At 66.3% G+C, this 13,584-nt stretch carries 14 protein-coding genes; 4 read left to right on the top strand and 10 right to left on the bottom strand.

Annotated elements, in window-relative coordinates; translation table 11 throughout:
• Positions 1-56 precede the first annotated feature (56 nt).
• On the top strand, positions 57-1,136 hold the full coding sequence (locus tag M8009_RS03330; RefSeq protein ID WP_250059334.1) for an AI-2E family transporter: 1,080 nt from the start codon (positions 57-59) through the stop codon (positions 1,134-1,136).
• Positions 1,133-1,834 (top strand): DnaA regulatory inactivator Hda, encoded by a 702-nt coding sequence (hda, locus tag M8009_RS03325; protein WP_250059333.1) that lies wholly within the window; start codon positions 1,133-1,135, stop codon positions 1,832-1,834. The genes M8009_RS03330 and hda overlap by 4 nt, the downstream gene beginning before the upstream one ends.
• Before the next feature lie 19 nt (positions 1,835-1,853).
• Here hda and ehuB read toward each other — a convergent pair whose 3' ends face one another.
• The 3 genes from ehuB to M8009_RS03310 all read right to left on the bottom strand — a co-directional run bounded on the left by ehuB (position 1,854) and on the right by M8009_RS03310 (position 4,081).
• Positions 1,854-2,729 carry an ectoine/hydroxyectoine ABC transporter substrate-binding protein EhuB gene (ehuB, locus tag M8009_RS03320; protein WP_250059332.1) on the bottom strand — a complete coding sequence of 292 codons (876 nt, stop codon included), beginning with the start codon at positions 2,727-2,729 and terminating at the stop codon, positions 1,854-1,856.
• Positions 2,730-3,032: 303 nt separating this feature from the next.
• Positions 3,033-3,587: a carboxypeptidase-like regulatory domain-containing protein gene (locus M8009_RS03315; RefSeq protein ID WP_250059331.1), complete on the bottom strand. Its 555-nt coding sequence runs from the start codon at positions 3,585-3,587 to the stop codon at positions 3,033-3,035.
• A 125-nt stretch (positions 3,588-3,712) separates the two neighbouring features.
• On the bottom strand, positions 3,713-4,081 hold the full coding sequence (locus M8009_RS03310) for a phasin family protein (protein WP_250059330.1): 369 nt from the start codon (positions 4,079-4,081) through the stop codon (positions 3,713-3,715).
• 221 nt (positions 4,082-4,302) lie between these two features.
• Between M8009_RS03310 and M8009_RS03305 the strand changes: the two genes are divergently transcribed.
• Positions 4,303-5,682 carry a class II fumarate hydratase gene (locus M8009_RS03305; RefSeq protein ID WP_250059329.1) on the top strand — a complete coding sequence of 460 codons (1,380 nt, stop codon included), beginning with the start codon at positions 4,303-4,305 and terminating at the stop codon, positions 5,680-5,682.
• A 17-nt stretch (positions 5,683-5,699) separates the two neighbouring features.
• Here M8009_RS03305 and M8009_RS03300 read toward each other — a convergent pair whose 3' ends face one another.
• From M8009_RS03300 to phnD, 5 genes are all read right to left on the bottom strand, one after another.
• Positions 5,700-6,764, bottom strand: a complete 1,065-nt coding sequence (locus M8009_RS03300; RefSeq protein ID WP_250059328.1) for an endonuclease/exonuclease/phosphatase family protein — start codon at positions 6,762-6,764, stop codon at positions 5,700-5,702.
• An 85-nt stretch (positions 6,765-6,849) separates the two neighbouring features.
• On the bottom strand, positions 6,850-7,659 hold the full coding sequence (gene phnE / locus M8009_RS03295; protein ID WP_250059327.1) for a phosphonate ABC transporter, permease protein PhnE: 810 nt from the start codon (positions 7,657-7,659) through the stop codon (positions 6,850-6,852).
• Positions 7,653-8,468, bottom strand: a complete 816-nt coding sequence (gene phnE / locus M8009_RS03290) for a phosphonate ABC transporter, permease protein PhnE (protein WP_250059326.1) — start codon at positions 8,466-8,468, stop codon at positions 7,653-7,655. Before phnE (M8009_RS03290) ends, phnE (M8009_RS03295) begins: the two co-directional genes overlap by 7 nt.
• Positions 8,455-9,270 carry a phosphonate ABC transporter ATP-binding protein gene (gene phnC / locus M8009_RS03285; protein ID WP_250059325.1) on the bottom strand — a complete coding sequence of 272 codons (816 nt, stop codon included), beginning with the start codon at positions 9,268-9,270 and terminating at the stop codon, positions 8,455-8,457. Before phnC ends, phnE (M8009_RS03290) begins: the two co-directional genes overlap by 14 nt.
• Before the next feature lie 83 nt (positions 9,271-9,353).
• Positions 9,354-10,358 (bottom strand): phosphate/phosphite/phosphonate ABC transporter substrate-binding protein, encoded by a 1,005-nt coding sequence (phnD, locus tag M8009_RS03280; protein ID WP_250059324.1) that lies wholly within the window; start codon positions 10,356-10,358, stop codon positions 9,354-9,356.
• 98 nt (positions 10,359-10,456) lie between these two features.
• Between phnD and M8009_RS03275 the strand changes: the two genes are divergently transcribed.
• The gene (locus tag M8009_RS03275; protein WP_250059323.1) at positions 10,457-11,044 is read left to right on the top strand and encodes a histidine phosphatase family protein; all 588 of its coding nucleotides are present in this window, start codon (positions 10,457-10,459) and stop codon (positions 11,042-11,044) included.
• Positions 11,045-11,073: 29 nt separating this feature from the next.
• On the opposite strand, the gene glpD is transcribed toward M8009_RS03275, so the two are convergent.
• Positions 11,074-12,651, bottom strand: a complete 1,578-nt coding sequence (gene glpD / locus M8009_RS03270) for a glycerol-3-phosphate dehydrogenase (protein ID WP_250059322.1) — start codon at positions 12,649-12,651, stop codon at positions 11,074-11,076.
• 148 nt (positions 12,652-12,799) lie between these two features.
• Complete coding sequence (locus tag M8009_RS03265) at positions 12,800-13,558, bottom strand: DeoR/GlpR family transcriptional regulator (protein ID WP_250059321.1); 759 nt, start codon at positions 13,556-13,558, stop codon at positions 12,800-12,802.
• Positions 13,559-13,584 lie beyond the last annotated feature (26 nt).

Genomic DNA, 13,584 nt, shown 5'->3' with positions numbered 1-13,584 from the left:
AGCATCACGGCGCGCGGCTGGCAGCCCGCCGGCCGCGCCGACACAGGGAGGAAGCGATGCGCAGACAGTGGTGGGTGGTGGCCGCGGTGGCGGCGGTGGGACTCTGGTTCCTGGTCAGCATCGAGCCGGTGCTGATGCCCTTCTTCGTCAGCATGATCCTGGCCTACCTGGGGGATCCCCTGGCCGACCGCCTCGAGGCGTATGGCCTCTCGCGGCGCCTGGCCGTCTCGCTGGTCTTCCTGCTGCTTTCGCTGGCCATCGTGCTCACCCTGCTGCTGGTGGTGCCGATCCTGGGCCGACAGCTCGGCCAGCTGATCGAATCGCTGCCGGCGGTGCTCAACTGGGCCCAGCAGACCGTGGTGCCACGCATCCAGTCGCTCACCGGCCTGGACCTCTCCACCGACATCGACCAGATGCGCCAGGCCATCGTCGACAACTGGAAGGAGACCGGGACCTTCGCCGCCAGCCTGCTGGCCCAGGCCTCGCGTTCCGGCCTGGCGCTGGTCGCCTGGATCGGCAACCTGGCGCTGATTCCGGTGGTCACCTTCTACCTGCTGCTGGACTGGGACATCCTGGTTGCCAAGCTGCGCGGCTCGCTGCCGCGCAGCTGGGAGCCCGCCGTGGTGCGCCTCGCCGGCGAATGCGACGAGGTGCTGTCTTCCTTCCTGCGTGGCCAGCTGATCGTCATGCTCTGCCTGGGGGTGATCTATGCGGTGGGGCTGACCCTGCTCGGCGTGCGCTTCGGCCTGCTGATCGGCATGCTCGCGGGGCTGGCCAGCATCGTGCCCTATCTCGGGGTGATCGTGGGCATCTCCGTGGCCGGGGTGGTGGCGTTCTTCCAGTTCGGCGACTGGCTGATCCTGCTCGGCGTCGCGGCGGTGTTCGGTTTCGGTCAACTGGTCGAGAGCGTGGTGCTCCAGCCCAAGCTGCTCGGCGACAAGATCGGCCTGCATCCGGTGGCCGTGATCTTCGCCGTGCTGGCCGGCGGGCAGCTGTTCGGCTTCACCGGGGTGCTGCTGGCGCTGCCCGTGGCCGCGGTGGTGATGGTGGTGTTGCGTTATCTCCACGAGCACTATAAAAACAGCACCTTGTATGACGCAGATCGTCAACGTATCCACGACCAGGAGTCGCCATGAGTCGAGCACCCGCGCAGTTGCCGCTGGGCGTGGGACTGCGCGACGACGCCACCTTCGCCAACTTCCACCCCGGGCCCCATGCGACCCTGGTCGACCGGCTCGTGCACCAGCTCGACGACGACGGCGAGCCCTTCCTGTACGTCTGGGGCGCTTCCGGCACCGGGCGTAGCCACCTGCTGCAGGCGGCCTGCCATGCGGCCTCCGACCGTGACCGTCGGGCGCTCTACCTGCCCCTGGCGGAGCTCGGCCACTTCCCACCGCTGATGCTCGAGGAGATCGAGCGCCTGGACTTGGTGGCGATCGACGACCTCGACCGGGTGATGGGGCGCAAGCGCTGGGAGGAGGCGCTGTTCCACGCCTTCAACCGCCTGCGGGATGCCGGAAAGCGCCTGGTGATCGCCGCCGAGGCGCCGCCACGCCAGCTGTCGGTGACGCTGCCCGACCTGGCCTCGCGCCTCACCTGGGGCATGACCTTCCATCTGCAGGGGCTGGATGACGCCGGGCGCCTGGCGGCACTGCAGCTGCGCGCGCGGGGGCGTGGCATGCAATTGCCCGACGAGGTGGCCCGCTACATCCTGCATCGGGGGCCCAGGCGGCTGGATGCGCTCTTCGAGACCCTGGAGGCCCTGGATCGCGCCTCGCTCTCCGCCCAGCGCAAGCTGACCATTCCCTTCGTCAAGCAGGCGCTGGGCTGGTAGGGGCGTGGCGCATGTGGCGCTAGCCAGCCCCGCTGCACAGCTGCTCGGCGTTGAAGCGGTAGGAGTATATGATGTCCTTTGTCAGGAAGCCGTAGCGAGCCAGCGTCTGCTGCCAGTCTCCGTAACGCTTCTCTTCCTCCAAGGCTTCGTTCACCGCGTCACGCAGGTCCTCGGCATCCCGAGGGAAGGCGAAGCCGCCGAAGTAGCGTACCTCACGACCGTCTACAACAGGGTCGTTGAAGTTGAACTCCACCTCCACCTGCGGGCTCATCTGCTCCAGAGACGCTACCGTCATCCCGGTGGCGGCGAAGGCGTCGGCCCGACCGCGGACGATGGCCTCGATGGCGTCCGGGAGGCGCTCCACGGTGACGATCCGGTCCGGATCGACCCCCATGGCCTCGAACATGTCCTGGGTAACCGTGCCTTCCTGGACCGCGACGCGGATGGTGTCCGGGCGTTCGACGAAGTCCTCGTAGGCCCGAATACCGTTGGGATTGGAGGCAAGCACCAGTAGCCCTTCGCCATAGGAAGTGTTGGGGTCTGAGAAGAGCACGCGATTGCAGCGTTCGGGTAGGATGGCCATTTCCGCAGCGGCCATGTCGAAGCGACCGACTTCCAGCCCTGGGATGAGGTTCTTGAATTCCGTCTCGACCCATTCGATCTCCTCTATACCAAGATCATCGAGGATGCGCCGAGCGACTTCAGGGCCTACGCCCAACGCTTTACCCTCTTCGTTCAAGTAGCCGTAGGGTTTCTCGTTGGCGACCGCGATGCGGATCACACCGCGCTGCTGGATCTCCTCCAGGGTGTCGGCCTGCAGTCCGGGGATGGCGAGCAGGGTGGCAAAAGCGCCGGCAAGCACAGGCGGTACCATGAGGAATGTGTTTGTTGTCATCGTTGTGAACCTCGGGTGACATCTGCCCTGCGCAGTTGGCGTCACCGGTCACGCTGGAGTCTTGGGTGTGGCGTCAAATCCGATAGGGCAGAGTGATGTGTGGTGTCTCATGCCTATGGGCACCTCCGTAACGAAGCCATCATGGCGACGTGTCGCCGTCTCTCGAGGGCGATATATTTAGCGTAGAAGTGGCGTTGATGGGATGCTAGTCCGCCGACAGCCACTGTGGCAAATCATAGACAACGACTGTCGGCGATCTCTTACAAGCGGCGAATAGGCCTCAGAGAGCCATCTACAGGCGGCTCAACGGCTGAGCTCGACGCTGCGCGACTGGCCGTTGCCCAGGCTGACCTGGCGGATGACCACGCGGGTCTCGCCGCTGGAGGGGTCCTGTCCGCTACCCGAGACATAGAACTCACCGGCAGGCAGGCCATCGAGGCGGAAGTAGCCATTGCCATCGGTGCGGGTGGTGTGGGTGTACGCGCGGGCTCGGGGGTCGGCGGGCTCCACGGCGCGGCCCGCCAAGGCCTGCTCCGCGGCCTCGGCGGAGTAGGTGGTCACCGGGGCTGCCGAGACGCCCGCGTTCGGCACCGGGCGCCCGCCGATCGTCAACCGTCCGCTGATCACGGCGCTGCCGCTCTTCTCCAGGGCGGCATACTGCTCGGCGGGGAAGGCCACCTGGCGGGCGACCCGGCCGGTAGTATCAGGGCGCTCGGCGCGTTCGGGCTCGCTCGGCCTCTCCATGCCGCGCTCGATGATCTCGACGCGCTCGCGCTCTCCGTCAGGATAGCGTGGCTCGATGATCTGGCAGCCGGCCAGCGATAGGCCGAGCAGGGCGGCAAGGATCCAGCGTGTCATGTTCACTCTCCCTGATGGTGGACGAGGCCCCGTGCCCGGTGAGCATAACGCAAAAGGGCCGCCGATCTATGATCGGCGGCCCTCTTGTGGTCAAGCCAGCGCCGGCAGTGCCGGCGCCGCCAGGCTTACTTGGCTGCCTTGGTGGCAGTCTCAGTAGCCTGCTTGACGTTGTCTTCGGTCAGCTTCTGGCTCTGCTGGACGAAGTCCTGCTGCAGGGAGACGACCTTTTCGGCGTCGTCCTTCAGGCGCTCGGTCAGGTCCTTGGCGACCTTCTGCTGGCCTTCCATGTAGGTACGCAGGCCCTCGGCATCCTTGACATTCATCAGGCTGCGCAGCTGCGCCAGGCCGGTGTCGGTGTAGGCCTTGCCGGCGTCCAGCTGGGCGTTGACCAGCTTCTCGGTGTAGTCCACGGACAGGGCAGCGTAGGCGCGTGCCGGGCCGAAGAACATGGATTCGAACTGTTCGGTGAACTGCTTGGTGTCGAAGTTTTGCATCGTGAGTCCCTCCTGGGGATTTCGGATCAATTCGAAGGCCCTGGCGGTCTGCCGATGCCTTCTGCGTCTCTGTTGCGATGCACAATAGCAGAGCGGTTTGTGCAGTGCAACATTCTTTCTTTCGATAGCCCTGCTGCCGATGAGGGAGGTCTCTTGCAAGGCCACGTGCTCGGCGCCATGTTGAGTAGAGCACCATCCATCCCCAATACGAGGAGCCGGACATGAGCGACCATCGCATCGAGCGTGACAGCATGGGCGAGCTGGAAGTGCCGAGGGAGGCCCTCTACGGAGCCCAGACCCAGCGCGCCGTTAACAACTTCCCGGTCTCCGGCCAGCCGATGCCGACGGCCTTCATCCACGCCATCGCGCGCATCAAGCTGGCGGCGGCCCGGGTCAATCGCGAGTTGGGCCTTCTCGACGATGCGCGCGCCCGGGAGATCGTCGCCGCTTCCGAGGTGATCCTCGCCGGGCATCTCGACGACCAGTTCCCGGTGGACGTCTTCCAGACCGGCTCGGGCACCTCCAGCAACATGAACGTCAACGAGGTGATCGCCAGGCGGGCCAGCCGCGACGGAGTGGAGGTAGGCGCCAACGACCACGTCAACATGGGGCAGTCGAGCAACGACGTGATTCCCACGGCGATCCATGTGTCCGCGGCGCTGGCGGTGACCAGCCAGCTGCGTCCGGCCCTGGAGCACCTGCGCGAGACCATCGACGCGCGGGCCGCCGAGCTCGACGAGGTGGTCAAGACCGGGCGTACCCACCTGATGGACGCCATGCCGCTGCGCATGAGCCAGGAACTGGGGGGCTGGTCGAGCCAGGTGGGGCAGGCCATTGAGCGCCTGGACAGCGCCCTGGTGCGGCTCTGTCGCCTGGCCCAGGGCGGCACGGCGGTGGGCACCGGCATCAATGCCCACCCCGAGTTCGCCGAGCGCATGGCGCGCGACCTGAGCGAGCAGACAGGGCTGTCGTTCTCGCCCAACGACAGCTTCTTCGCGAGCCTCGCCTCCCAGGACGCGGCGGTGGAGCTCTCCGGGCAACTCAGGGGCCTGGCCTGCGTGGTGATGAAGATCGCCAATGACCTGCGCTGGATGAACTCCGGGCCCCTGGCGGGGCTGGGTGAGATCGAGCTCGAGGCTCTGCAGCCCGGCAGCTCGATCATGCCCGGCAAGGTCAATCCGGTGATCCCAGAGTCGGCTGCCCAGGCCGCCGCCCAGGTGATCGGGCTCGACACGGCGGTGACGGTGGCCGGACAGAGCGGCAATTTCCAGCTCAACGTCATGCTGCCGCTGGTTGCCAACAACCTGCTGACCTCGATCACCCTGATGACCAACACCAGCCGGCTGCTGGCCGATCGCGCCATCGCCACCTTCAATGTGCGCCACGACAACCTAGAGGAGCCGCTGGCGCGCAACCCCATCCTGGTCACGGCATTGAATGCGGTGATCGGCTATGACGCCGCAGCGGCCATTGCCAAGCATGCCTACCAGGCGGGACGGCCGATCATCGAGGTGGCCGAGGAGCAGACCGACCTGTCTCGCGCGGAGCTCGAGCGACTCCTCGACCCCGCCTCCTTGACGCGAGGCGGGGTGCCCGAATAGCGCTCGGTCAGGCGCGTTCAGGTCTCCTGGTCGCGCTCCTTGCCCTCCTCGATGGTCTCCCGGGCATCATGGTGCTCCTCCCCGTCGGCCTCGGGCGTCTCGTGTTCGTCGGCGCGGGAGGGGCGGTAGCAGAGGGTGACCAGCATCGGGAAGTGGTCGGAACCGATGTGAGGCAGTCTCTGCATGGCCTTCAGGGTGAAGTGCTCGCTGGTGAAAACGTGGTCCAGGGGCCAGCGCAGCAGCGGATAGCTGGCGTGGAAGGTGCTGAACATGCCGCGCCCGCGCCGCGGGTCGAGCATGCCACTGACCCGACAGAAGAGCCGGGTGGTGCGTGACCAGGCCACGTCGTTGAGATCCCCGGCCACCAGTGTGGGAACCGGATTCTCGTGAATCGCCTTGCCCACCAGCAGCAGCTCGGCATCGCGCCATAGCGACTCCTCGCTCTCGTTGGGAGCCGGCGGACGGGGATGCACGGCATGCAGGCGGACGGTGTCGCCGCTGGGGAGGGTGACGCCGGTATGGATCGAGGGGATGTCGTCCTGGATCAACCACTGTACCTCGGGGTCGAGCAGCGGCCGCCGTGAATAGAGGTGCATGCCGTAGAGGTTGTCCAGCGGCACCCGCACCGCCTGGGGCCACTCCTCGTTAAGCGCGGTGTCGAGCTGCGCCTGCCACCAGGCATCGGATTCCAGGGTCAATACCAGGTCGGGCCGGTGCTCATGGATCAGCCGGGTGAGCGTCTCGGCATTGCGGTTGGGGGTGAGCACGTTGGCGATCAGCAGCGTCAGGCAGCGGTCCGACTGTCCCGGCTCGGCGCGCTGGACCTGTACCGGCCATAGCGGGGTCCAGGGCAGGATGCGGGCCATCTGCAGGATGAGGGTGGCGAGGCTCGAGGCCAGGGCCACCCACGACCAGGGCGGGGTGGCCAGCAGGGAAAGCAGTATGGTGACCACCGCCAGGGCGGCGAGCTGCAGGCGCGGGAACTCGCAGACGCGAATCCACCACCAGGTCAGCGGCGACCGGGCCACCAGGGTGACCGCCAGCAATACGATGGCGACCACCGCAAGCAGGATGGAGAGCACGACATGACCTCCCTGTGGCCTCGGTGACGTCCCGTTTCAAGCCTACGCCGGAAGCTAGCGCACGTGAATGCCTGCTCGTGAATGTCTAGAGGGCCTTGCGGCGCAACAGGCCGGTGATGGCCTCGCCGATCAGCACCAGCACGATGATCGCGATCAGGATGGTGGCGACGGTCTGCCAGGCGAAGGTGTCGATGGAGCCCTGCAGGATCACGCCGATGCCGCCGGCCCCGACCAGCCCGAGGACCGTGGACTCGCGGATGTTGATGTCCCAGCGCAGGATGACGATGGCGAAGAAGGCCGGCATCACCTGGGGGACCACGGCATAGGCGATCACCTTCGCCTTGGAGGCACCGGTGGCTTCCATGGCCTCCACGGGGCGGCGATCGATCTCCTCGATGGCCTCGCCCATCAGCTTGCCGATGAAGCCCACCGAGCGGCACATGATGGCCAGTATCCCGGCCAGCACCCCGGGCCCGAAGATCGCCACGAACAGCAGCGCCCAGATGATGGTGTTCACCGAGCGGCTCGACACCAGGATGAAGCGCCCCAGCCACAGGCAGGCGCGGTTGGGGGTGGTGTTCTGGGCGGCGATGTAGGAGACCGGCAGGGCGATGAAGATGGTCAGCAGGGTGGCCAGCGTGGCGATATGCACAGTCTCGAGCATGGCATTGACGATCTCGCCGAGCCGGCTCGGGTCCGGCGGCCACATGCGCGCCCCGAGGCTCGAGATCTGATTGGGCGCATCCCACACCCAGGGCCAGAATATATCGATGTCGCGCACCGCCCAGACCACCAGCATCAGCGTGACCAGCACGACGCCGTAGCGGATGAGCTGCTCCCGGGGGTTGTGGCGTCGCCAGACGCGATCGGCCAGCAGGTCGGCATCCTTTACCATATCTTCTTCCTTACCCAGCCGCTGACGCCTTCGCTGAGCAGGATCACGGCAATGATCACCAGCAGGATGGCGAAGGCGAAGTCATAGTCATAGCGCCCGAAGGCGTTCATCAGGGTGCTGCCGATGCCCCCCGCCCCGACGATACCCACCACCGCGGAGGCGCGCAGGTTGCTGTCGAGCTGGTACATGGAGAGTCCCACCTGGCGCGGCAGGATCTGGGGGAAGACCGCATAGTAGAGCGTGGCCAGGTAGCCGGCGCCCGTGGCGCGCATGGCCTCGACCTGTCCCCAGTCGATCTCCTCGATCTCCTCAGCGAGCAGCTTGCCGACGAAGCCGATGGAGTAGAGCGTCAGGGTCAGGATCCCCGCCAGGGGGCCGAAGCCCACCGCGGCAACGAAGAGGATGGCCACGATCACCGGATGGAAGCTGCGCGAGACGATGATCACCGCGCGGCCCAGCAGGTAGACGGGCAAGGGGGCGACGTTGCGCGCCGCCATCACCGCGAAGGGGATCGACAAGAGTACCCCGAGCAGGGTGGCCAGGATGGCGATCTGCAGGCTCTCCGTGAAGCCGGTCAGCAGCAGGTCGAAGCGCGAGAAGTTCGGCGGGAAGCCGCCACCGAAGATGCGTGCCGCCCGGGGCAGCCCTTCGCTGATGCGCTCCCAGTTGAAGGGCAGGGTGGCCAGCGCCCACACCAGGTAGACGGCCACCACCGCCAGCAGGCCATAGCGCAGCAGGGGGTTGGCGATGAAGGGCGGCTTGCGCCAGGTCCGCGGCGGGGTCGCGCCGGTGGTGTCAGGACGGGTCATGGTGAATCTCCCGTTCACTGGCGCCACGTCCGGCCTGCGGGGTAGCGGTCTCGTCCTCGGGCGACTCGATGCCGCCGTAGATGGCGTCCAGCGCTTCCTGGTCGAAGTCGGCGGGGGTGCCATCGAAGATCATGGTGCCGTGGCGCAGCCCGACGATGCGGTCGGTGTAGGTCCTGGCCTGGGCCACGTTGTGGATGTTGATCAGCACCGGCAGCGACAGCTCGCTCGCCAGGCTCTGCAACAGCACCATGATCTGTTCCGAGGTGCGCGGGTCCAGCGACGCCGTGGGTTCGTCGGCCAGCAGCACCTCGGGTTCCTGCATCAGTGCACGCACCACGCCGACCCGCTGGCGCTCGCCACCGGAGAGCTCGTCGGCCCGCTTGTTGGCATAGTGGGCGATACCTACCCGCTCCATCAGCACGAAGGCGCGCTCGATGTCCGCGGCAGGATAGCGGCGGGTGATGGCCTGGAAGAGGCTGACGTAGCCGAGCCGGCCGGCCAGCACGTTCTCCATCACGGTGAGGCGGTCGATCAGGTTGAAGCCCTGGAAGACCATGCCGATCTTGCGTCGAGCGCGCCGCAGCTCGCCGTGCCGGAGCTTGACGAGTTCGGTGCCGTTGAGCTTGATTGATCCCGAGGTGGGTTCCACCAGGCGGTTGATGCAGCGAAGCATGGTGCTCTTGCCGGCGCCCGAGGCACCGACGATGGCCACCACGCTGTTATCTTCGACGGCGAGGTCGAGTCCCTTGAGCACGGGCTCGTCGTGACCGTAGCGCTTGATCAGGTTGGATATCTCTAGCATCGGCGGGTCCAGGCAGTCGAGGGTCGACCAGACAGCGACGCCGGCCTTTACGCTAAGGCCGGCGTCGTGCTGGCGGGTAAGCCTTACTCGAGGTTGTCGGGGGTATATTCGACCCCGTTGGCACTCTGGATGGTGCGGATGACCTTCCAGTTATCCTGGTAGTTGATGGGGATGAACTTCTCGACCCCCTCGAACTCTTCGCCCAGTTCGGTGCCGGCGAACTCGAAGCTGAAGAAGGCTTCCTCGATCTTGTCGACCAGGTCGGGATGCAGGTTGTGGGCGTAGGTGTAGGAAGTGGTCGGGAAGCTGTCGGACTCGTAGATGATCTTGACATCTTCCGGATCATAGAGGCCGCGGGCGGCCATGCGATCGACGACTTCCGAGGCCACCGGGGCGGCGTCGTAGTCCTGTGCCACGACCCCCAGCATGGACTGGTCATGGCTGCCCGAGTAGACCACCTCGTAGTCCTCGCCGGGAACGATGCCCTCTTCCGGGAACAGGGCGCGCGGCGCCTGGTTGCCGGAGTTGGAGGTCGGCGAAGTGTGGGCGACCCGCTTGCCCTTGAGGTCGGCCATCTCGTCGATGCCGGAATCGACGTGGGTGTAGAGCTGCAGGGTGTAACCGAAGCGTCCGTCATCCGAGCCCATCAGGGCGAAGGGCACGGCACCGGCCAGGTTGACGGCGAAGGGCGTCGGGCCGGTGGAGAAGCCGGCGATGTGCAGGCGACCGCTGCGCATCGCCTCGACCTGGGCCGAGTTGGACTGCACGGCGAAGAAGCGCACGTCGCGGCCCGTCACTTCTTCGAGGTGGTCGATGAACGGCTGCCAGATGTCAGAATAGATCGCCGGGTCTTCCACCGGCGTATAGGCGAAGATCAGGGTGTCGGGATCGGCCCACTCGGATTCGTCGGCCGGGCGGTCGGCGACCATGTCGCCATTCTCGTCGCAGTAGATGTCAGCCAGGGCGCCACGCTCGCAATCGTCCTGGGCCTGGGCCTGGGTAGCGCCCAGCAGGGCAAGCGGCAACAGCGAGGAGAGGGCCAGCGTGGCGAGCGGGTGCTTTCGAGACCGGGTGGGATGATGGATCATGGCGTGCCTCGTGAGATTATTGTTGTGACGTTCGGATATCGACATCTCGATGAGTGATTCCGAATAACCCTTCTCAATCTAGAGTTCGTGACAAAACCATGTCAAACACTTTCCCCGCCGCATCAGGCCACTGGCACAACCGCTACCTGCTGATGCGCCACGGCCATAGCCTGGCCAACCAGCAGGGGCGAATCATCAGTTCGCCGGAACGTGGCTTGACGGGCTACGGTCTCTCCTCCCGTGGGCGGGAACAGCTCGATGGCCTGCTGGTGGACTGGCGCTGGGCGACACCTGGCCGGATCCTGCATTCGGACTTCCGGCGTACCACCGAGACGGCCGAGCGCATCGCGCACCACTTCGGCCTGCGGCTTGAGGCCGAAGAGCGACTGCGGGAACGTCATTTCGGGAGCCTGGAGGGCGAGGCGGATGAGCGCTATGCCGAGGTCTGGGCGCGGGACGCCCATGATCCGGCGCACCGCCATGCCGGGGTCGAGGCCGTGGCCGAGGTGGCCGCGCGGATGTCGGGACTGATCGCTGAACTTGAGCAGCGTCATGCGGGGGAAACCATCCTGTTGGTCAGTCACGGGGACCCGCTGCAGATCCTGCTCGCCGCCCTGGAAGGCCGGGAGCTCACCCGGCATCGTGAGCGGCCGCCACTCGCGCCGGCCAGCGTCACCGTCCTGTGACCCTGTTCGCGTGAGAGTGACGCCTGACCTCAGGCGGTGCGCCGTGGCGCAGATCGGGCACCGACTTGACGCACCCGGGTGGACTTTTCCATCGGGGAGGTGGATTGGCTTCCCCGGTGATCGAGACGATCGTTCAGGTAGTCGGCAAGTCGGCGAGTCTCGATGGCGTTGAGACGCAGGGCCAGCTTGGTTCGCCGCCACAGGATGTCATCGAGGGCGCGTGCCCACTCCTGCTCGATCAGGTAGTCCACCTCGGCGGCGGTCAGCCCGGCGCCGAACGCCTGGCCCAGGGCGGCCTGGGAGTCCCTGCCCTCCAGGAACGCCCGGCATAGCGAGCCATAGCTGCGGGCGAAGCGCCGTGCCTGGGCGGCGTCCAGGAAGGGGTAGTCCGTGAGCAGCTGGTTCTCGAAGCTGGCCTGGTCACCGATGTCGCCCCCCGGCAGCGGCGTCTCGGCCGTCCAGGGGGCGGCCATCGTCGGCAGGTGGGGTTCAAGCGCGGCCAGGGCGGCCTCGGCAAGCTTGCGGTAGGTGGTGATCTTGCCGCCGAAGACCGACAGCAATGGGGCGCCACGGGTATCAAGGTCGAGGGTGTAGTCCCGCGTCATGGCCGAGGGGTCGGCGGACTCGTCGTCACACAGCGGGCGCACGCCGGAGAAGGTGCGGATCACCGCGTCCCGGGTCAGCCGGGTGCGGAAATGGGCATTGACCACCGAGAGCAGGTAGTCGATCTCCTCCCCGCTGGCCTCGACGCGGGACGGGTCGCCCTCGTAGCGTCGGTCGGTGGTGCCGATCAGGCTGAAGTCCTCCTCATAGGGCAGCACGAAGACGATGCGCCGGTCGGTGTTCTGGAGGATATAGGCGCGTTCATCGTGGTTGAGGCGAGGCACGATCAGGTGGCTGCCCTGGATAAGGCGCACGCCATACCGCGATGGCCGCCTGGCCTGGCGGCGCACCACCTGCTCCACCCAGGGGCCGGCGGCGTTGACCAGTGTCCGGCAGCGGCGGGTCAGGCGTTTACCGGAATCGACTTCCTCGAGTGCCACTACCCACTGGCCATCGACCTCGTGGGCCCCGATGCAGCGAGTGCGGACCCGGATCTCGGCGCCATTGTCGCGGGCCTGGATGGCGTTGAGCACCACCAGGCGGGCGTCATCCACCCAGCAGTCCGAGTACTCGAAGCCGCGGGTGATGCCGGGGGCAAGGCCCTGATGCGCGGTGAGCCTGATACTGCGGGAGCCCGGCAGTTTTTCGCGCTTGCCGAGGTGGTCGTAGAGGAACAGGCCGGCGCGCAGCATCCAGGCCGGACGCAGATGGGGGCGATGGGGCAGGATGAAGCGCAGTGGCCAGATGATGTGGGGGGCCTTGGCGAGCAGCACCTCGCGCTCGCGTAGCGCCTCGCGCACCAGACGGAACTCATGGTGTTCCAGGTAGCGCAGGCCGCCGTGGATCAGCTTGCTGCTGGCCGAGGAGGTGGCGCCGGCGAGGTCCCCCTGCTCGCACAGGCCGACCGACAGGCCGCGCCCGGCGGCATCGTTGGCAATGCCGGTGCCGTTGATGCCGCCGCCGATCACGAAGAGGTCGAGTACCTCGTCCGACTTGTCGCTCATGGAATCTCCCGTCCGGTAGTTGCCCGGACCTCGATGATGTTTGAAATCGAAAATATACGAAAATAAAACGAACATCAAGGCGCGTCGGGGTCCGCCGGGCGTGTTGCCAGTGCGAGAGAAGGAGAGGAGTGTGCTGCCGGGCGCGGCGTCAGGCGATATGCAGCGTCACATCGTGCTGCTTGAGCAGGCGCAGGATGGCCTCGGGCGGCTCGCGGTCGGTGAACAGGGCATCGAGCTGTGCCAGGTTGCCCTGGCGCACCACCGGGTTGCGCTGGAACTTGGAGTGGTCGGTGGCCAGCAAGACCTTGCGGGAATTGCGGATGATGGCCTGGGCGACTCGCACTTCCTGATAGTCGAATTCCAGCAGGGAGCCGTCCTCGTCGATGCCGCTGATGCCGATGATGCCGTAGTCGACCTTGAACTGGTTGATGAAGTCGATGGTCGCCTCACCGATGATGCCGCCGTCTCGGGAGCGCACCTGGCCGCCGGCGATGATCACGTTGAAGTCCTCCTTGTGCTGGAGGATCGCCGCCACGTTGAGGTTGTTGGTGATCACCTCCAGCCCCTGGTGGTCGAGCAGGGCCTCGGCGACCACCTCGTTGCTGGTGCCGATGTTGATGAACAGCGACGAGTGGTCGGGAACGTGCCGGGCGAGCAGGGCGGCGATGCGCTGCTTGGCCTCGAGGTTGAGGGTCTTGCGGGTCGAGTAGGCAGTATTGACGGTGCTCGACTCCAGGCCCGCACCGCCATGGACCCGGCGGATGCGCCCCTCGGCGGAGAGGGTGTTGAGGTCGCGACGGATGGTCTGGGGGGTGACCGTGAAGTGCTCGGTGAGCTGCTCGATGCTGGCATAGCCCTGGCGGCGTACCAGCTCGATGATGGCGTCCTGGCGTTGCTGCTGATTCATGAGATCTCCTTGGCTCCCCGGATTCT

Source organism: Halomonas gemina (assembly GCF_023554995.1).
GTDB classification, from domain to species: domain Bacteria; phylum Pseudomonadota; class Gammaproteobacteria; order Pseudomonadales; family Halomonadaceae; genus Halomonas; species Halomonas gemina.
Note: the sequence above shows the minus strand (reverse complement) of the source record. Positions and strands in the feature narration are given on the sequence as shown.